This window comes from Streptococcus sp. Marseille-Q8145, assembly GCF_965112035.1.
The window spans coordinates 130,636-149,318 of sequence record NZ_CBCOPQ010000002.1 but is presented as its reverse complement, the minus strand read 5'-3'; the positions used below and the strand labels follow the sequence as shown (position 1 = coordinate 149,318).

Below are 18,683 nucleotides of genomic sequence, written 5' to 3'. Positions count from 1 at the left end.
TTGCAGGCTTTTTTGTCCTGCACTTCTAGAGACTTGGCCTTTTTTGGTGAAAAAATGAAGGAAAAAGAAATGACACACAATTTTACTGAAAGTTATGATGTTATCGTGATTGGAGCGGGGCATGCTGGGGTTGAGGCATCGCTTGCTGCTAGTCGAATGGGTTGTAAAGTTCTTTTGGCAACCATCAATATTGAGATGCTGGCTTTTATGCCTTGTAATCCCTCTATAGGAGGGTCTGCAAAAGGCATTGTCGTTCGTGAAGTAGATGCTTTGGGCGGAGAGATGGCCAAGAATATTGACAAGAGCTATATCCAGATGAAGATGCTCAATACTGGTAAAGGACCCGCTGTTCGGGCTCTTCGGGCGCAAGCGGATAAAGAGCTCTATTCTAAAGAAATGCGGAAGACTGTTGAAAATCAAGAAAATTTGACTTTGCGGCAAACCATGATTAATGAAATTCTGGTTGAAGATGGTAAGGTCATTGGGGTTAAGACAGCGACGCAACAGGAATATGCAGCTAAAGCCGTCATTGTGACGACGGGAACAGCCTTGCGAGGAGAAATTATTATTGGTGATCTCAAGTATTCATCTGGTCCAAACCATAGCTTGGCAGCCATTCCTTTAGCAGATAATCTGCGGGATCTAGGTTTTGAAATTGGTCGTTTTAAGACAGGAACACCTCCACGTGTTAAGGCATCATCGATCAATTATGATGTGACCGAGATTCAGCCAGGAGACGAAAAGGCCAATCATTTTTCATACACCTCTCGTGATGAGGACTATGTGAAAGATCAAGTGCCTTGCTGGTTGACTTATACCAATGCGGAAAGTCACGGAATCATCCAAAATAACCTGCACCGGGCTCCTATGTTTTCAGGTATCGTTAAAGGAGTAGGACCACGTTATTGTCCGTCTATTGAGGATAAGATCGTCCGTTTTGCGGATAAGGAACGCCACCAGCTTTTCTTAGAGCCTGAGGGTCGTGATACGGAAGAAGTTTATGTGCAGGGGCTGTCAACCAGTCTGCCAGAAGATGTACAGAAGGACTTGGTTCACTCTATCAAAGGTTTAGAAAATGCTGAGATGATGCGGACAGGCTATGCCATTGAGTACGATATGATTATGCCTCACCAGTTGCGGGCAACCTTGGAAACTAAGAAAATTTCAGGGCTCTTTACAGCAGGTCAGACCAATGGAACTTCTGGTTATGAAGAAGCCGCTGGTCAAGGGATTATCGCTGGGATTAATGCGGCCTTGAAGATCCAAGGGAAGCCGGAGTTAATCTTGAAGCGCAGTGATGGTTACATTGGAGTCATGATTGATGATTTGGTGACCAAGGGGACTGTAGAACCTTATCGCCTCTTGACTAGCCGAGCTGAGTACCGTTTGATTCTCCGCCATGACAATGCAGATATGCGTTTGACAGAGATGGGACGGGAAATTGGTCTTGTAGATGATGAGCGCTGGGCTCGTTTCGAGATTAAAAAGAATCAATTTGACAACGAGATGAAGCGTTTGGAATCCATCAAGTTGAAACCTATCAAGGAAACCAATGCTAAGATAGAAGCGCTTGGCTTTAAAGCTCTGACAGATGCAGTGACAGCTAAAGAATTTATGCGGCGACCGGAAGTGTCTTATCAAGATGTGGTTCAGTTCATTGGTCCAGCAGCAGAAGAGTTGGATGAAAAGATTATCGAGCTAATTGAGACAGAGATTAAGTACGAAGGATATATTTCTAAAGCTCTTGATCAGGTTGAGAAGATGAAGCGTATGGAAGAAAAGCGGATTCCAGCAAATATTGACTGGGATGATATTGACTCGATCGCGACAGAAGCACGGCAGAAGTTTAAGAAAATCAATCCAGAAACGATTGGTCAAGCAAGCCGTATTTCGGGTGTCAATCCAGCAGATATTTCTATTTTGATGGTTTACTTAGAAGGCAAGTCTAGAAGCATTTCTAAAAACAAAGCAAAATCATAGCCATATTAACGTACTATTTTATTGATAGTACGTTTTTGCATAATTTACACGTTTGTAAATAAATATTTACAAAAAATCTCTTTTATATAGAGAAATATTTACAACTACTGTCAACTTTTTGTTTAATAAAATTTACAAGATTTACACATCTTGTAAATTGATTGTGAATATTTGTTTGAGAATAGATCTAGGATTTGAGTCTTTCTTGCTTCACAAGTATCCAGAGGCAGTGAAAACTCGCTTTTTTTAAGAAAATATGGTAAAATGGCGCAATAAGAGGTTTTTTAATGAAAAGAATTCGTTTTTCCCCGAGCCACTTTGCGATAGTGGGGTTTACTTCCTTTATCATATTAGCTATTTGTCTACGCCTTTTTGGTGATAGTTTGCCTATGCTGGTGTCTCTTTTTACAGTGTTGGCGCTCTTGGTTTGGCTATTTATACAGCAGCAAAGAGTGACTGAATTGGACGAGCTTGAGCAGATTCGCTATGTCAATCATCAAGCAGAGGGAAGTTTAGCTTCTTTGTTGGATAAGATGCCAGTTGGTGTGATTAAAATCAATGAAAATAGTGGAGATGTGGACTGGTTCAATCCTTATGCTGAATTGATTTTTACAACGGATGATGGGGAGCTAAATAGTGATCTCCTTCAGGAAATTATCCAGCTTGCTGCTTCGAAATCGGGTAGCTACGCAACAGTAGGAGACAATCAATATTCTGTTTATTTTGATTCAGCTTCTAGTGTCCTGTACTTTTTTGATGCATCAAGCGAGTATGAAGCAACAGTTGGGCTCGTTACGACGCGACCAGTTATCGGTGTTGTCTCAGTTGATAATTATGATGATTTGGAAGATGCTGTATCAGATTCAGATATCAGTCATATCAATAGTTTTGTAGCTAACTTTGTAGCAGAGTTTTCTGAGCAATTTCATATGTTTTACCGTCGGGTGGGAATGGATCGTTATTATCTTTTCACGGATTATACGGTTTTGGAACAACTGATGGATAGTAAATTTTCGATCATTGATCAATTTCGGACAGAAGCCAAGAATCGAAAACTTCCTCTGACGCTTAGTATGGGCTTTTCTTACGGGGATGGTAAACATGATGAAATTGGTAAGATTGCCCTTCTTAATCTTAATTTAGCTGAGGTCCGGGGTGGTGACCAAGCGGTTGTCAAAGAGAATGACGAGACCAAGAATCCAGTTTATTTTGGTGGTGGAACAGCTGCATCTGTCAAACGTACACGTACGCGTACAAGGGCTATGATGGCGGCTATTTCAGATAAAATCAAGAGTGTAGATCAGGTTTTTGTGGTTGGTCATCGCAATCTTGATTTGGATGCCCTAGGCTCCGCGGTGGGTATGCAGCTTTTTGCTAGCAATATCATTGAGAAAGCCTATGTTGTGTATGATGACCAACAGATGGGCTCGGATATCTATCGCTCTATCCAAAAATTGACATCAGAAGGCGCTGATTATCTTTTGCCGATATCGGAAGCCGTAAACCGAGTGACCAGTCGCTCACTTTTGATAATGGTGGATCACTCGAAATTGGCCTTAACGCTTTCAAGAGAATTATTTGATCGATTTAGTCAGACGATTGTGGTGGATCATCACCGCCGCGATGAGGATTTCCCTGAAAATGCAGTCATTGCCTATATCGAAAGTGGAGCTAGCAGTGCCAGCGAATTGGTAACGGAGCTGATTCAGTTTCAAAATTCCAAGAAGAATCGCCTGAATAAAATTCAAGCTAGTTTACTCATGGCTGGGATTATGCTAGACACCAAGAATTTTACCTCCAGAGTAACGAGTCGAACCTTTGATGTAGCTAGTTATTTGCGGGCTCGGGGTAGTGATAGTGTAGTCATTCAGGATATTTCTTCGACGAATTTTGAAGAGTATCGAGCAGTCAATGAGCTGATTTTGACAGGTAAGAAGCTTTTGCCAAATGTGATTGTAGCAGCGGGTGCTGAAAATGCCAGCTATGATACAGTCGTCATTAGTAAGGCAGCTGACACCATGCTTGCCATGTCGGGCATTGAAGCAACATTTGTGGTCAGCAGGAATACTGAGGGTTACGTATCCATTTCAGCTCGTAGTCGCAGTAAGATCAATGTTCAGCGGATTATGGAGAAAATGGGTGGTGGCGGCCACTTTAATCTAGCAGCAGCGCAAGTTAGCGATCAAACGGTTGCTGAAGTCACTCAACGTCTAAATCAAGAGATTATGGATCAAGTGATGGATAATGAGGAATCAATAGAAAAGGAGAAATAAAATGAAAGTTATTTTTTTAGCAGATGTAAAAGGAAAAGGGAAAAAAGGGGAAATCAAGGAAGTGCCTACTGGCTACGCTCAAAATTTCCTGATTAAGAAAAATCTGGCTAAGGAAGCCACTGCACAAGCTATCGGTGAGCTGAGAGGTAAGCAAAAATCTCAGGAAAAGGCTCACGCAGAGATGGTGGCAGAGGCTCAAGCTATCAAAGCTAAGTTGGAAGAAGAAGCAACGGTCGTGGCTTTTACAGAGAAAGTCGGACCAGACGGACGGACTTTCGGTTCGATTACTAACAAAAAAATTGCTGATGAATTACAAAAGCAATTTGGTCTAAAAATTGACAAACGGAATATCAAGGTTGATTCTCCCATTCGTTCGATTGGTCTGATTGATGTTCCTGTAAAGATTTACCAAGATGTGACAAGTGTGATTCGCCTGCGGGTTACGGAAGGGTAAAAAGAATTAAAGGAAGGATTCACCTATGGCAGAGATTGATGAGTTGCGAGCTCAGCCTCAAGATATTTTAGCAGAGCAGTCTGTACTAGGGGCCATTTTCATTGATGAGAGCAAACTGGTCTTTGTCCGTGAATATATTGAGCCTGGAGATTTCTTTAAATATGCCCATCGTCTGATTTTTAAGGCTATGATTGAATTGGCGGATCGTGGGGATGCTATTGATGCGACCACCGTTCGCAATATTTTGGATAGCCAAGGAGACTTGCAAAATATTGGTGGCTTGAGCTATCTGGTGGAGGTCGTTAATTCTGTGCCGACTTCTGCCAATGCAGAGTACTATGCTAAGATCGTCTCTGAAAAAGCAATCTTACGCCGCTTGATTTCCCGCTTGACAGAATCCATCAACCAAGCCTATGATGGGGAAAGACCATCCGAGGAAATCATTGCGGGTGCGGAAAAGGCTCTGATTGATGTCAGCGAAACGGCCAGCCGCAGCGGATTTAAAAATATTCAAGATATTCTAAATCTTAACTTTGCTAATCTAGAAGCCCGTTCTCAGCAAACTACTGATATTACGGGGATTGCGACGGGTTACCGTGAGTTGGATAAGATGACGACGGGCTTGCACGAAGAAGAGTTAATCATCCTAGCTGCTCGTCCAGCGGTTGGTAAGACAGCCTTTGCCCTCAATATCGCCCAGAATATCGGGACCAAGCTGGATAAGACAGTGGCTATCTTCTCTCTAGAAATGGGGGCAGAGAGTCTGGTGGATCGGATGCTGGCTTCAGAAGGAGTGATTAATTCTCACTCTATCCGTACGGGGCAACTGACAGATGAAGAATGGCAAAAATATACCATTGCGACGGCTAATCTGGCCAATGCGAGTATCTATATTGATGACACGCCAGGGATTCGGATTACGGAGATTCGTTCGCGAGCTCGTAAGTTGTCTCAAGAGACAGGCAATCTTGGTCTGATTTTGATTGACTACCTGCAGCTGATTACAGGAACGGGTCGCGAAAACCGTCAACAGGAAGTTTCAGAAATTTCTCGCCAGCTTAAGATTTTAGCGAAGGAACTCAAGGTGCCAGTTATTGCTCTGAGTCAGCTCTCGCGTGGCGTGGAGCAACGGCAGGACAAGCGACCAGTGCTGTCTGATATTCGGGAGTCTGGGTCTATCGAGCAGGATGCGGATATCGTAGCCTTTCTTTATCGAGATGACTATTATGAACGGGCCGGTGAGGAAGAGGAAGGCATTCCTAACAACAAGGTTGAAGTCATTATTGAGAAAAACCGGAGCGGAGCGCGTGGTACGGTTGAGCTAATTTTCCAAAAAGAATATAATAAATTTTCAAGTATTTCTAAAAGAGAGGATGTATAGTATGAGTGATGCATTTACAGATGTGGCAAAAATGAAGAAAATCAAGGAGGACATCAAGGCTCACGAGGGGCAGATGGTAGAGATGACCTTGGAAAATGGTCGTAAGCGCCAAAAAAGTAAACAAGGTCGTTTGATTGAAGTTTATCCTTCTCTCTTTATCGTTGAGTATGAAAATGAAGGGGGGCAGCCGGGTGAAATTGCCAACACCTATGTGGAGTCCTATACTTACTCAGATATTTTGACAGAGAAAAATTTAATTCGCTATTTTGACTAAGAATAATAGGTGATTCCAGAACTTTGTATTGCTTCCTAGAGTTGGGTAAAACCCAACTTTGAGGAACAGTTCATTTCTGGGATTTTTCTTAACCTAAATATGCCATACCAAGGATGGTTAAGATCAGCTGAATGGTGTATCTGCGAAGGCATGAGCTAGAGCTTACGAAAGCTCCTACATATAGAGAAAGGGCTGGTGAAAGAAATGATAAGAAATTTAGTTTTTGACTTAGGAAATGTCTTGATTGAATGGAATTCTGAGAAAATTTTGACCACTTTCGAACCTGAGAAAGAGCGTCGACAGATTCTTAGACAGGCTATTTTTGATTCGGGTGTCTGGCATCAAACAGACAAGGGAGAGTTGAGCTTGAAAGAAGCCTGTGACGAAGTGCTAGCTCAGCTGGATGACTCCTACCATCCTGCTGTTCAGAATATCTTCTACAATTGGTATGAGGTTGTGGAGGTTTACAGTGGTTTACAGGAAAAGATTCGACTATGGGCTGATCAAGGCTATCGCATTTACATCCTGTCAACTACTTGCGAGATTTTTTACCGTATTGAAAAAGCTGGTTCACTGCCCATCTTTCCACTACTGTCGGGCTATATCCTTTCCTCAGAAGTCGGGGTTGTCAAGCCAGAGCCAGAGATTTATCAAAAACTACTAAAAAAGTATAGTCTTGATCCGACAGAGTCAGTCTTTATTGATGACATTCAAGCTAACTTGGATACGGCAGCTGAACTGGGTTTTGAAACCATCTTATCCACAAGTGAGCCAGAGAATATCAGGGCTATGGAGGCTTTGTTGGCTGCGAAAGGAGAGTTTGTCTGATTGATGATCGTTTGTTTCACTTATCGTTGAAAAGTAGTGAGTCCAAGCTCCAATCTTGACATTTGCTGATGATTGCGTTATCATAATCCTATATATGGGAGTCTGTGTACAGTCTGAGAGGAAGTGTAAGCTTCGACCGCACCTGATCTGGGTAATGCCAGCGTAGGGAATTGTATTTGTAAAGACCTTGTGGTTTTACTAAAATGGGGAGTTATTCGCCAAGTTAGTTTACTGATGCATGCAACACCTTTTCCATATTGGAGAAGGTGTTTTTGTATGGAAAGTAAGGTGTTTATAAAGGGAGCTCGCTGTCTTTTTGATTAAAAACCAAGTTATTTTCTTGTGAATTTTAATCCTATCTGCATAGATTATTCTCAGATGAAGCATGAAAGTAAGGAGGTGAAGAGATGAAAGCCAGTATCGCTTTACAAATTCTTCCTTTGTCACATGATGTGAATCGTTTGGCAGTCATAGAGGAAGTGATTGAGTTTTTGCAAAAACAGCCAGTGAAGATGGTCGTGACGCCTTTTGAGACCGTTCTAGAAGGGGAATGGGAGACCTTATTTCCTATTCTGCAGCAGGCGATTGAGCTTGCAGGTACTCAGGCAGACAATGTTTTTGCTAATGTGAAAATAAACTATGGAAAGATTTTAAGTATTGATGAAAAACTTGAAAAATATCCTGCGGCAGCAGATTAGCCTTTTGGGTATGCTGGGAATCCTTGTTATCTGGCAGGTTATGGGCTGGCTCAAGCTCTTGCCCAAATTTATCCTGCCGACACCTCTGGAAATCGGTCAGGCCTTTATCAGAGATGCCGGATTTCTAGCAAGTCATAGCTGGGCCACCTTAAAAGTAGCCCTGCTGGGGTTAGTCTTGGGTGTCATCTTGGCCTGTATACTAGCTGTGCTCATGGACAGCATGAGCTGGCTCAATGATTTGATTTACCCTATGATGGTCGTGGTGCAGACGATTCCGACCATTGCTTTGGCGCCAATCTTGGTTCTCTGGCTGGGTTATGGGATTTTGCCCAAGATTGTACTCATTATTCTGACGACGACTTTTCCGATTATCGTCAGTATTCTGGATGGTTTTCGGCATTGTGACCGGGATACTCTGACGCTCTTTGAGCTCATGCAGGCAAATCGCTGGCAGATTCTCTGGCATTTTAAGATTCCAGCTAGTCTGCCCTATTTCTATGCGGGCTTGCGCGTCAGTGTTTCCTACGCCTTTATCACGACCGTTGTTTCCGAATGGCTGGGCGGTTTCGAAGGTTTGGGTGTTTACATGATTCAGTCCAAGAAACTTTTCCAGTACGACACCATGTTTGCTATTATCATATTGGTTTCGGTTATCAGTCTTCTGGGGATGAAGCTGGTGGCTGTCAGTGAAAAATATGTTATTAAGTGGAAATAGGAGCTCAGCTCTGCTATTTCCAAAAAAGAAAAGAGGATTATAATGAAAAAAACTTATAAAATGTTGCTGGCAGGTTTGGCTGCCGTGTCTATCTTTGGCCTAGCGGCTTGTGGTAAGTCAGGCTCAGAGTCTGCTAGTAAGGATAAAAAGATTGATTTTATTCTAGACTGGTCACCAAACACCAACCATACTGGCCTTTATGTAGCTCAGGAAAAGAGCTACTTTAAGGAAGCAGGTGTGGATGTGGATATCAAGTTACCGCCTGAAGATAGCAGTTCGGATTTGATTATCAATGGCAAGGCACCTTTTGGTATCTATTTCCAGGACTCCATGGCTAAAAAACTGGATAAGGGCGCAGAAATCACAGCTGTCGCAGCCATTGTAGAGCATAATACTTCGGGCATTATTTCTAAGAAGTCTGCAAGGATTACAAGTCCTAAGGATCTGGCTGGCAAGAAATACGGCACTTGGAATGATCCGGTGGAGCTGGGCATGCTCAAAACTTTGGTCGAAAGCCAAGGCGGCCAGTTTGATGAAGTGGAAAAGGTTCCCAACAACGATTCCAACTCAATTACGCCGATTGAAAATGGTTTGTTTGATGCGGCATGGATTTATCATGGCTGGGACGGTATCATGGCAGAGACGCAGGGCATGGACACGAATTTCTTTTACATGAAGGACTATGTCAAGGAGTTTGACTATTATTCTCCTGTCATCATTGCTAATAATGACTATCTCAAGAAGAATCCGGACGAGGCGAAAAAGATCCTGCAGGCTATTAAGAAGGGTTATCAATATGCCATGGAGCACCCTGAAGAAGCAGCAGATATTTTAATCAAGCATGCGCCAGAGTTGAAAAACAAGCGTGACTTTGTCTTGGCTTCTCAAAAATATCTGTCTGAGCAATATGCATCGGATAAGGACAAGTGGGGTCAGTTTGAGGCTAGCCGTTGGAATGCCTTTTACAAATGGGCCAAGGATAAGGGTATCGTAGACAATGACTTGAGTGACAAGGGATTTAGCAACGATTATATAAAATAATGACAGAAATTAAACTTGAAAATGTAAGCTATGCTTATGATGAGCAGCAGATTTTGAAAGATATCAGTCTACAGGTGGAAGCTGGCCAGGTCGTAGCGATTTTGGGACCAAGTGGAGTCGGGAAAACGACCCTCTTTAATCTGATTGCTGGGATTTTGGAGGTCCAGTCGGGCAGGATTGTCCTAGACGGGCAGGAAAATCCCAAGGGTCGGGTGAGTTATATGCTGCAGAAGGACTTGCTGCTGGAGCACAAGACGGTGTTGGGCAATGTCATCTTACCCCTGCTAATCCAAAAAGTATCCAAAAAGGAAGCGACGGAGCAGGCAACTCAGATTTTGAAGGAGTTCGGGCTCTTTGATGTGGCAGATAAGTATCCACATGAGCTGAGCGGGGGGATGCGACAGCGCGTGGCACTGCTACGGACCTATATGTTCGGCCACAAGCTATTTCTTCTAGACGAGGCCTTTAGTGCTTTGGATGAGCTGACCAAGATGGAGCTGCATGCTTGGTATCTGGATATTCATCGTAGGCTGGGTCTGACGACTCTCCTCATTACCCATAGCATCGAGGAAGCTCTGGCTCTCAGTGACCGTATCTATATTTTGAAAAATCGCCCTGGGCAAATCGTTGCAGATCTCCAACTGACTTGGTCAGCCAGTGAGGATAAGGAACTGCAGAAGCTACGATACAAGCAGGAGATTTTGAAGCTTTTGGGGCTGTAAGTTGCCTTGTTTTATAAAAATGACTTTAATCAAGCCTCTGGGCTTGATTTTTTTATATGACTCCCTTTACTTTTGACTTTATTCATGGTACAATAGCCTTTGTGTGAAATAGCAGCAGGAAAGCATGAAGCTCGTCAACAGGTGTCTTATAACAAGTAACCTTGGCTGTTTAGGCGAAGGGCATCTGCACGAATCAGGGCTTTCTAAGTGACTATTTCCACCGAAATATTTTTATTTTTAGGAGGACATACATATGTCACGTTATACAGGACCATCTTGGAAACAAGCTCGTCGCCTTGGCCTTTCACTTACAGGTACAGGTAAAGAATTGGCACGTCGTAACTACGTACCAGGACAACACGGACCAAACAACCGTTCTAAATTGTCAGAATACGGTTTGCAATTGGCTGAAAAACAAAAACTTCGTTTCACTTACGGTGTAGGTGAAAAACAATTCCGTAACTTGTTCGTACAAGCTACAAAAATCAAAGGCGGAATTCTTGGTTTCAACTTCATGCTTCTTTTGGAACGTCGTTTGGATAACGTAGTTTACCGTCTTGGTCTTGCGACTACTCGTCGTCAAGCTCGTCAATTCGTAAACCACGGTCACATCCTTGTTGACGGAAAACGCGTTGATATCCCATCATACCGCGTAACTCCAGGTCAAGTGATCTCAGTTCGTGAAAAATCATTGAAAGTTCCAGCTATCCTTGAAGCAGTAGAAGCTACTCTTGGACGTCCAGCATTCGTATCATTCGACGCTGAAAAATTGGAAGGTTCATTGACTCGTTTGCCAGAACGCGACGAAATCAACCCAGAAATCAACGAAGCACTTGTCGTTGAATTCTACAACAAAATGCTTTAATTTCTATTGGAAATTTATTCAGAAGCCGATTTCGGCTTCTTTTTTATTCAATTAACAAAAAGAGGCTGGGATATCTTGTCCCAGCTTTTATTAGTTGTCGAGTTTTATAGCATCTTTAAAAGAAGACTAGCCATTTGTTCCGGGCTTTCCTTACTGCCTCGGGCGATCCACATCTGGTAGACGCCAAAGAAAGCATTAACGAGGTAGACGATGCCGTATTCCTTTTCGATTTGATTGAAAGCTTTATTGCGAAACCGTTCTTGTAGGATTTGGGAAAGTAAGGATTGGAGCTTATGGCGTAGGAAATTTTGGATTTCTCTAGTGCCGTTTTCCGTCAAGAGAGCAGCCAGAAGAGGCTCTTGGGTCAAGAACTGAAAGACCTCTGTGATAGCGACTGCTACATCTTCTCGATTGTGTTCAAAGATGTATTCTAGTTGATGGAAGAGGCCTTGCTGATAGCGCTCAATCATATCATATTTATCTTTGTAGTGGGTATAAAAGCTACTGCGACTGATGCCAGCAGCTCGGGCCAATTCGACTGTTGTAATATGGTCAAAAGACTCCTGATGCAATAAGTCAACCATAGCCTTCTCAATGATGGCCTTGGTCTTTTTACGTTTATTACTTTCCGTCATTTCAATTTTTCCTTTGTTATTGAATTATACAAAATTAGACAAGGTGTACAAAAATAGAATTTTCTGCTTGCCTTAATTTTTTTATTGTGTATAATCTATTATATCAAATTTTTAGACAATGTGTATAAAAAAGGAGAAAAGATGTTCAAAGAATGGAAAGCGATCTTCAAAAAACCGAAGATTATTGTAGTCATGCTGGGGCTTGCCTTAATTCCAGCCTTGTATAATGTGATTTTTTTGAGCTCCATGTGGGATCCGTATGGCAAACTTTCTGATTTGCCAGTAGCGGTGGTCAATCAGGACCAGAAGGCGAGCCTGTATGGACAAGACCTGTCCATTGGGTCAGATATGGTTCAAGATATGAAGAAAAATGCAGCGATGGATTTTCATTTTGTGGATAAGGATCAGGCAGAGAAGGGATTGGAAAAGGGCGACTATTACATGGTGGTGACTCTTCCTAAGGATCTGTCAGCAAATGCGGCTAGTATTTTGAGCAATCAGCCTAAGCAAGTTACGATCCACTACCAAACATCCAGTGGTCATAGTTTTATCGCCAGCAAAATGAGCGATTCTGCCATGACTTCGATGAAGCAATCGGTCAGTCAGAAGATTACAAACAGCTATGTGACAAGCCTTTTTGCGAGTATGGATAAGCTAAAAGGTGGACTTGGAACAGCCGCAGATGGCACAGCTAAATTGGCCGAAGGCAGTCAGGAATTAGCAAACGGCAGCCAAAAGCTGTCTACTAACTTGGAAAGTCTAGCTCAGTCTAGCCTCACTTTCTCAGATGGAGCCACAGCGCTGTCAACAGGTCTGGTAGCATACACAAATGGAGTGGCTCAGATCAATGCCGGCTTGCCAACTTTTACTAGCAAGATGACGGAATATACAGATGGAGTTGGGCAGCTTTCAGCTGGTGCCAGTCAATTAACCGCTCAGTCACAAACATTATTGAATGGAACCAACCAACTGACGGGTAATTCACAGGAATTAGTCGCTGGTGTGGAGCGCCTAAACAGCGGCTTGGCAGAACTGCAATCCTCCGTTAATAGCAGTGTTACGACTAACCAAGAAAAGGTTGCTCAGTTGACGGCAGGTCTAGATCAGCTCAATACAGCTATTCAGAATGCCACATCAGGAACGAGCTTGCCAACGGAAACAATTGCGGCTTCTCTCACAACGATTGCGACCAACGCGCAGTCTTTGGCAAGTAGTGCGCAAAGTGATCGGGCAGCAGCCATGGCAGCTTTGGAAGGAACAGCTGCTTACCAAAAACTTTCTGCCGATGAGCAAGAAGAACTAAAATCAGCTCTAGCAGGTGGTGCTGATTCTAGCAGTAGTGCAGCGGCAACTATTGTACAGGAAGTCCAAGCTATCCAAACGAATCTGCAAGGACTGCAAACAGCCAGCAGTCAGGCAAGTCAGCTGTCGGCGGCAGCCAACCAAGTCCTGCCGGGAGCTTCAGCTATGATTAGTGGTCTCTACGGTGGCCTAGGTCAAGTAAATGAAGCTTTATCCTCTGCCAGCACTGGTTCAGCGACCCTTTCTCAAGGCATTACGGCTTATACAGGTGGCCTTTCTCAAGTAGCTCAGGGAGTAGCCGCTTATACTACAGGTGTCGATCAGCTTTCTCAAGGAGCAGCTAACCTAGCGAGCCATAATGACCAAGTGACTTCAGGAATCGGTCAAATCAGCTCAGGCCTCTCTCAATTACATGATAAATCATCTACTTTGGTCGCAGGGATGCAAACATTATCTACAGGTGCTACTCAAATGGCGGATGGTTCTCAGCAGTTAGCGAATGGTGGTCTCACCTTGAACAGTGGGCTGGGAGACTTGTCAGTCGGTGCCCAGACTCTAAATACAGGCTTGACAGATGCCAAGGGTCAATTGTCTGAGCTTTCAGTGACAGAGGACAATGCGGCTGCCTTGGCTGGCCCTGTCGAGCTGAAAAAGACAGATAAAGATCAAGTTGGTAAAAATGGTGTTGGTATGGCTCCCTACATGATTTCTGTTGCTCTTTTTGTGGCGGCTATTTCGACCAATGTTATTTTCGGCACGCTCCCTTCTGGTCAGGTGCCAGCTTCTCGCAAAGCTTGGCTCAAGGCTCGTCTGGAAGTCAATGGCTTGATTTCTGTTTTGGCAGGTATCTTGGTTTATGGAGCGGTTCATTTGATTGGTCTTGAGGCCAACTACGAATGGATGACGCTGGCTTTGACTATTTTAGCCAGCATGGCTTTTATGGCGGTTGTGACGACTCTGGTCACTTGGGATAGTAAGGTCGGTGCCTTTATCTCCTTGATCCTCTTGCTCCTGCAACTGGCTTCTAGCGCTGGTACTTATCCGCTGCCCCTGACGGCGAAAATCTTCCAAATGATCAATCCAATCTTGCCAATGAGCTATGCGGTGTCAGGACTGCGGGAAACGATCTCGATGAATGGTCAAATCGGTGGCCAACTAGCTTTCTTGACTGCGACTTTACTACTTTTCATGGCTTTAGGTACAATAGCTTATCGCCCTGATAAGAAAGAAATTATTTAAGATAGAGAAGAGCGCAGACTATTTTCTCTTCGAAAGGAATAACTTGGTCTTGTGAACAGAACCAAGTTTTTTTGTTTCACGTGAAACAGTAGAGAATTTTGCTGTGTAGATTTTCTCCACAAATCTATTTTATTCGCTATGAAAATATGAATGTTTTGTTTTCTTTAAGTTTTCTTTAGCCTTGCTTTAAGTTTTCATCCGTAAAATGGCTCTAGTTACAAGAAAGACAGGGGGAGAATCCATGGCTAAAAAAACATTTAAAGATAAATTTCAACGATTTGAAACCAAATACATTATTTCCAAAGAAACTTTGGCCGATTTATTGACCGAGTTTGAAGGCCATCTGGTGGAGGATGAGCATGCTTACTCGACCATCCATAATCTTTACTACGACACCCCGACCTATCAAATGATTCGTGAGTCCTTAGAAAAGCCTTATTTTAAAGAAAAATTGCGCGTGCGGACCTACGATGAAAATCCGAAAGAAGACAGTCAAGTCTTTTTGGAAATCAAGAAAAAAGTGCGCAAGATTGTCTACAAGCGCCGCATTTCGACAGATATAGTCGCTGCAGAGGCTTACTTGGAGGGCGATCACAGTAAGATTGAAGATTGTCAGATTCGTGAGGAAATCGACTGGCTGGGTCAGCGCTACGGTGGCCTGCAGCCCATGATGTATATCTACTATAATCGTTATTCTATGAAGGGGATTAAGGATCCCAATGTTCGGATTACCATTGACCACGATTTGACCTACCGCAACGATGATTTGAGCCTCTTGCATGGCCATTATGGGGAAAATCTTCTACCAGATCATCATGTGATTATGGAAGTCAAGGTGCCAGGGGCCTATCCGCTCTGGCTGAGTGAGATTTTGGATCGCCATCAGGTCTTCCCAAGCTCCTTTTCCAAATACGGGGTTGCTTACAAGAAAACGACAGACTATAAAGGAGTTGTAAATCATGCTTAGTCACTTATTTTATGATATTTTTACCGATACGGCCGTAGATCCAGCCATGATGATGCTGGCTATCGGAGTGTCTTTGCTTTTGGGCTTAGTCATTGCCAAGGTTTACCAGTTTAAGACAGTTTACAGCAAATCCTTTGTGATGAGTTTGGCGCTCTTGCCGACCTTGATTGCAATTGTGATTTTCTTGGTCAATGGAAGTCTGGGAGCAGGGGTTGCCGTCATGGGGGCCTTCAGCTTGATTCGTTTCCGTTCTGCACCGGGAGGGGCCAAGGAGCTGGTGTCCATTTTCCTAGTCATGACAATCGGGATTGCTATCGGAATGGGCTATCTGGTCTTTGCGACCGTCTTTACCCTCATCATGTCGCTTGCCATGCTGCTGCTTGAGGTGGTCAATTTTGGGCAGATGAAGCATTCCATGCGCCAGCTGACTATCGTCATACCAGAAAGTCTGGACTATGAAAGCATTTTTGATGATATTTTCAACAAAGCTGCCAATCATGTTGAACTGGCTAATGTCAAAACATCTGATATGGGGAGTTTGTTCAAGATTAAATACATCATTCAGCTGAATGGTCGAATGACCGAAAAAGAACTCATTGACGCTCTACGCACGCGCAATGGAAATCTAGAGATTGCCATCAGCCGCTATATCACGAAAGAAAATGAATTATAACTAGGAAAGAGGTCAATCATGAAAACAGGCAAGAAAAAAATATTTCAGAAAATAAAAATAATGGTGCCCCTAGCGCTAATGACTGTCACCTTGGGAGCTTGCAGCTTGACCAGCCAGTCCAGCACTAGCACGAGTGCTAGTGCCACGACCACTCAAACAGCTACCAGTACGACAAAGACAGATACATCTAGCTATTTCACGGACCGTGATCAGGATGCTTCTTATGATGAGTCGACAGCGACCAAGATTAGCTTGAGCGGCTCTACAGCCAAGACATCTGGTGACGGAGCGAGCGTTTCTGGCTCCACAGTGACCATTACGGCAGCTGGAACCTATGTCCTCTCTGGCAGTAGTGAAAATGTGCAGATTGTTGTCAAGGCTGGCGATCAAGACAAGGTGCAAATCGTCTTGGATGGTGTGACCATGACAGGGACGGATGCAGCGATTGTGGTAGAAAATGCGGATAAAACCTTCATTACCCTAGCTGAAGGCAGCAAGAATAGCATTTCTGACTCAGCCAATCACGCCAATACTGACTACGATGCGGCCATTTACAGCAAGGACGACTTGACCTTTAACGGCTCAGGCAGTCTGACCATTGAAGGAAAATATGGTAACGCAGTCGAGTCTAATGATGACCTGCGCATCACAGGCGGGACTTATACGATTAAAGGCTACAAGAATGGCTTGTCAGCCAATGATGCCATCAACATCAAGGAGGCTAGTCTGGATATTACCGCAACGGAGGATGCGATCCACGCAGATAATGACGAGGACACTTCGCTCGGAAATCTCTATATCCAGTCTGGGACCATTACGATTAATGCTGGCGATGACGGCCTTCATGCTAGCAATGCAGCGGTGATCGACGGTGGTACTATCACAGTCAAGTCCAGTGTCGAAGCTTTAGAGGGAACAAATGTCACGATTAACGGCGGTACACTTGACCTTTATGCGACGGATGATGGAATCAATGCGGCTAGTACAGCGACTGGGGCTGAGATTTTCATCAAGATTACTGGAGGTGACATCAAGGTTGAGGTCGGCCAAGGCGATACAGACGCCCTTGACTCCAACGGCGATATCATCATGACAGGCGGAAACCTAGCTATCACGTCCACTGTGTCTGCCTTTGACTTTGATGGCAAGGCTACCTATACGGGCGGGACTATCACGGTCAATGGGCAAACCCGAACCGAAATCACAGCAGATGGCCCTGGTGGCGGTGGTGCCCCAGGCGGACAAGGTGGCGGTCCCAGTGGACATTGATTAGAAAAAATCTAAGCAGAGATTGTGCTTAGATTTTTTTGTTTAAATCGGCATAAAATGTACAAAAATGATATACTGGTCTCAATAATGAAGAGGAGCAATACGATGAGAAAAACGGCTATTTTTGAAGATGTTGTTTCGATTATGACCCAAGATTCGGCAACTAAAAAGGATATTGTCGGTGCGGATCCGACTGGTTTTCGCGAATGTATTTCAGACGATATGAGTGAAAAGGATTTTCTTTATCAGGTTCAGACTTATCTAGCTAGCTTCGGAGTTATTGGCCACGTAGCTTTTCGGGAGAAATATGCTAAGCCAAAAGGTTTTGTTCTACGTTCAACAATCCAAGGACTTTATGTTGAGCAGGCTAATGCGGACACGAATTTGCAGGCGGGAGATCAAATTGTGAAACTGGATGGACAGCATCTAGAAGAGTTTTATAGGATGCACCGAGCGTATTTTACCAGTTCAACGCCCGAGCGAAACTACCGTGAGTGGAGCGAGTTGATTTCAAAAGCTAGGCAAGTAACTGTTTTGCGAGCAGGAGCAGAGCAAATCCTTTCAGTTGAGCCTAGCCAGAATCCCATAGAGAGTCGATTTGAATGGAAAGAGTTAGAAAAGGGCGTTATTTATCTCCGTTTGGATGACTTTAGGAACGAGAAAGCCATCAACAAACTCTATCAGGAAGCACAAGATACTATCAAGAGAGCTGCTTGTCTGGTGATTGATGTCCGTCAAAATACTGGCGGGATGGACTCGCTGTATTTTCCCCTGCTCCACTATGCTCTTTCTGAGGGGCAAGTCTATTCTGACTTGGACTGGACTGATGAAGGGATGGAAATTCTCTACACAGAGCGAAATGTTGACCTGCGTTTGAAAGATTTTGAAGTCTACGTGCAGCAGGAAGGGATTAATCAGGAGACGAAGGATTTGTTGGAGATAATCATGCAAGATCTGCAGGCCAATCGGGGTAAAGGCTATGTCAAATTTGGAGGCGAGGACAGGGAAATGTTTCCTAATGTGAAAGGAGGAAGCCATCCTGAGAAGATTTTTGTCTTGGCAGATGTCTACTGTGCTTCGTCGGGAGACAATTTTGTCCAGATGATGAAAGGGTTTCCTAAGGTGACGGTTCTGGGGCGCCCGACTCTTGGAATACTAGATTATTCCAACTGCTGTCAGGTAGATTATGGTGACTATAGTTTGAACTTTCCAACTTCACGCGCTCTAGCACTTGATAAGGGACAGGGGATGACAGACAAGGGGATTGAACCAGACATCCTTATTCCTTGGACAGTTGAGCATCTGGAGCGGGATGTGGATTTGGAGCGCTGTTTAGAGATGATTCATGACTTTTAGATATCAAAAAC

Annotated in this window: 17 protein-coding genes; 16 read left to right on the top strand and 1 reads right to left on the bottom strand. The window is 43.8% G+C overall.

Going from position 1 to position 18,683, the window contains the following annotated elements:
• Window positions 1-69 precede the first annotated feature (69 nt).
• The 11 genes from mnmG (at window position 70) to rpsD (ending at window position 11,231) form a co-directional block, all read left to right on the top strand.
• A complete protein-coding gene (gene mnmG / locus ACWPVL_RS04025) occupies window positions 70-1,980 on the top strand; it encodes a tRNA uridine-5-carboxymethylaminomethyl(34) synthesis enzyme MnmG (protein WP_454387090.1) in 1,911 nt (636 codons plus the stop codon).
• A 287-nt stretch (window positions 1,981-2,267) separates the two neighbouring features.
• On the top strand, window positions 2,268-4,253 hold the full coding sequence (locus tag ACWPVL_RS04020) for a GGDEF domain-containing protein (protein WP_414291938.1): 1,986 nt from the start codon (window positions 2,268-2,270) through the stop codon (window positions 4,251-4,253).
• Window position 4,254: 1 nt separating this feature from the next.
• Window positions 4,255-4,707, top strand: coding sequence for a 50S ribosomal protein L9 (rplI, locus tag ACWPVL_RS04015; RefSeq protein ID WP_045499948.1), 453 nt, complete (start codon window positions 4,255-4,257; stop codon window positions 4,705-4,707).
• A gap of 25 nt (window positions 4,708-4,732) precedes the next feature.
• On the top strand, window positions 4,733-6,088 hold the full coding sequence (gene dnaB, locus ACWPVL_RS04010) for a replicative DNA helicase (RefSeq protein ID WP_454387087.1): 1,356 nt from the start codon (window positions 4,733-4,735) through the stop codon (window positions 6,086-6,088).
• A 1-nt stretch (window position 6,089) separates the two neighbouring features.
• Window positions 6,090-6,362 carry a Veg family protein gene (locus tag ACWPVL_RS04005; RefSeq protein WP_005592064.1) on the top strand — a complete coding sequence of 91 codons (273 nt, stop codon included), beginning with the start codon at window positions 6,090-6,092 and terminating at the stop codon, window positions 6,360-6,362.
• Between the two features lie 204 nt (window positions 6,363-6,566).
• Window positions 6,567-7,190, top strand: a complete 624-nt coding sequence (locus ACWPVL_RS04000; protein ID WP_454387084.1) for an HAD family hydrolase — start codon at window positions 6,567-6,569, stop codon at window positions 7,188-7,190.
• 407 nt (window positions 7,191-7,597) lie between these two features.
• Window positions 7,598-7,888: a thiamine-binding protein gene (locus ACWPVL_RS03995; protein ID WP_045499954.1), complete on the top strand. Its 291-nt coding sequence runs from the start codon at window positions 7,598-7,600 to the stop codon at window positions 7,886-7,888.
• The gene (locus ACWPVL_RS03990) at window positions 7,851-8,603 is read left to right on the top strand and encodes an ABC transporter permease (protein ID WP_037615008.1); all 753 of its coding nucleotides are present in this window, start codon (window positions 7,851-7,853) and stop codon (window positions 8,601-8,603) included. Before ACWPVL_RS03995 ends, ACWPVL_RS03990 begins: the two co-directional genes overlap by 38 nt.
• 42 nt (window positions 8,604-8,645) lie before the next feature.
• Window positions 8,646-9,644 (top strand): ABC transporter substrate-binding protein, encoded by a 999-nt coding sequence (locus ACWPVL_RS03985; protein ID WP_454387081.1) that lies wholly within the window; start codon window positions 8,646-8,648, stop codon window positions 9,642-9,644.
• Window positions 9,644-10,366: an ABC transporter ATP-binding protein gene (locus tag ACWPVL_RS03980; RefSeq protein WP_454387079.1), complete on the top strand. Its 723-nt coding sequence runs from the start codon at window positions 9,644-9,646 to the stop codon at window positions 10,364-10,366. Before ACWPVL_RS03985 ends, ACWPVL_RS03980 begins: the two co-directional genes overlap by 1 nt.
• A gap of 253 nt (window positions 10,367-10,619) precedes the next feature.
• Window positions 10,620-11,231, top strand: coding sequence for a 30S ribosomal protein S4 (gene rpsD / locus ACWPVL_RS03975; protein WP_000092756.1), 612 nt, complete (start codon window positions 10,620-10,622; stop codon window positions 11,229-11,231).
• A 104-nt stretch (window positions 11,232-11,335) separates the two neighbouring features.
• On the opposite strand, the gene ACWPVL_RS03970 is transcribed toward rpsD, so the two are convergent.
• Window positions 11,336-11,866, bottom strand: a complete 531-nt coding sequence (locus ACWPVL_RS03970) for a TetR/AcrR family transcriptional regulator (RefSeq protein ID WP_045499973.1) — start codon at window positions 11,864-11,866, stop codon at window positions 11,336-11,338.
• A 141-nt stretch (window positions 11,867-12,007) separates the two neighbouring features.
• Between ACWPVL_RS03970 and ACWPVL_RS03965 the strand changes: the two genes are divergently transcribed.
• The 5 genes from ACWPVL_RS03965 (at window position 12,008) to ACWPVL_RS03945 (ending at window position 18,672) form a co-directional block, all read left to right on the top strand.
• A complete protein-coding gene (locus ACWPVL_RS03965; RefSeq protein ID WP_454387076.1) occupies window positions 12,008-14,407 on the top strand; it encodes a YhgE/Pip family protein in 2,400 nt (799 codons plus the stop codon).
• A 241-nt stretch (window positions 14,408-14,648) separates the two neighbouring features.
• Window positions 14,649-15,374, top strand: a complete 726-nt coding sequence (locus ACWPVL_RS03960) for a polyphosphate polymerase domain-containing protein (RefSeq protein WP_454387074.1) — start codon at window positions 14,649-14,651, stop codon at window positions 15,372-15,374.
• Entirely contained in the window at window positions 15,367-16,047 is a 681-nt protein-coding gene (locus ACWPVL_RS03955) for a DUF4956 domain-containing protein (RefSeq protein ID WP_045499982.1), read from the top strand. Before ACWPVL_RS03960 ends, ACWPVL_RS03955 begins: the two co-directional genes overlap by 8 nt.
• 18 nt (window positions 16,048-16,065) lie before the next feature.
• Complete coding sequence (locus ACWPVL_RS03950; protein WP_454387072.1) at window positions 16,066-17,316, top strand: carbohydrate-binding domain-containing protein; 1,251 nt, start codon at window positions 16,066-16,068, stop codon at window positions 17,314-17,316.
• A 105-nt stretch (window positions 17,317-17,421) separates the two neighbouring features.
• Window positions 17,422-18,672, top strand: coding sequence for a S41 family peptidase (locus tag ACWPVL_RS03945; protein ID WP_454387070.1), 1,251 nt, complete (start codon window positions 17,422-17,424; stop codon window positions 18,670-18,672).
• Window positions 18,673-18,683 lie beyond the last annotated feature (11 nt).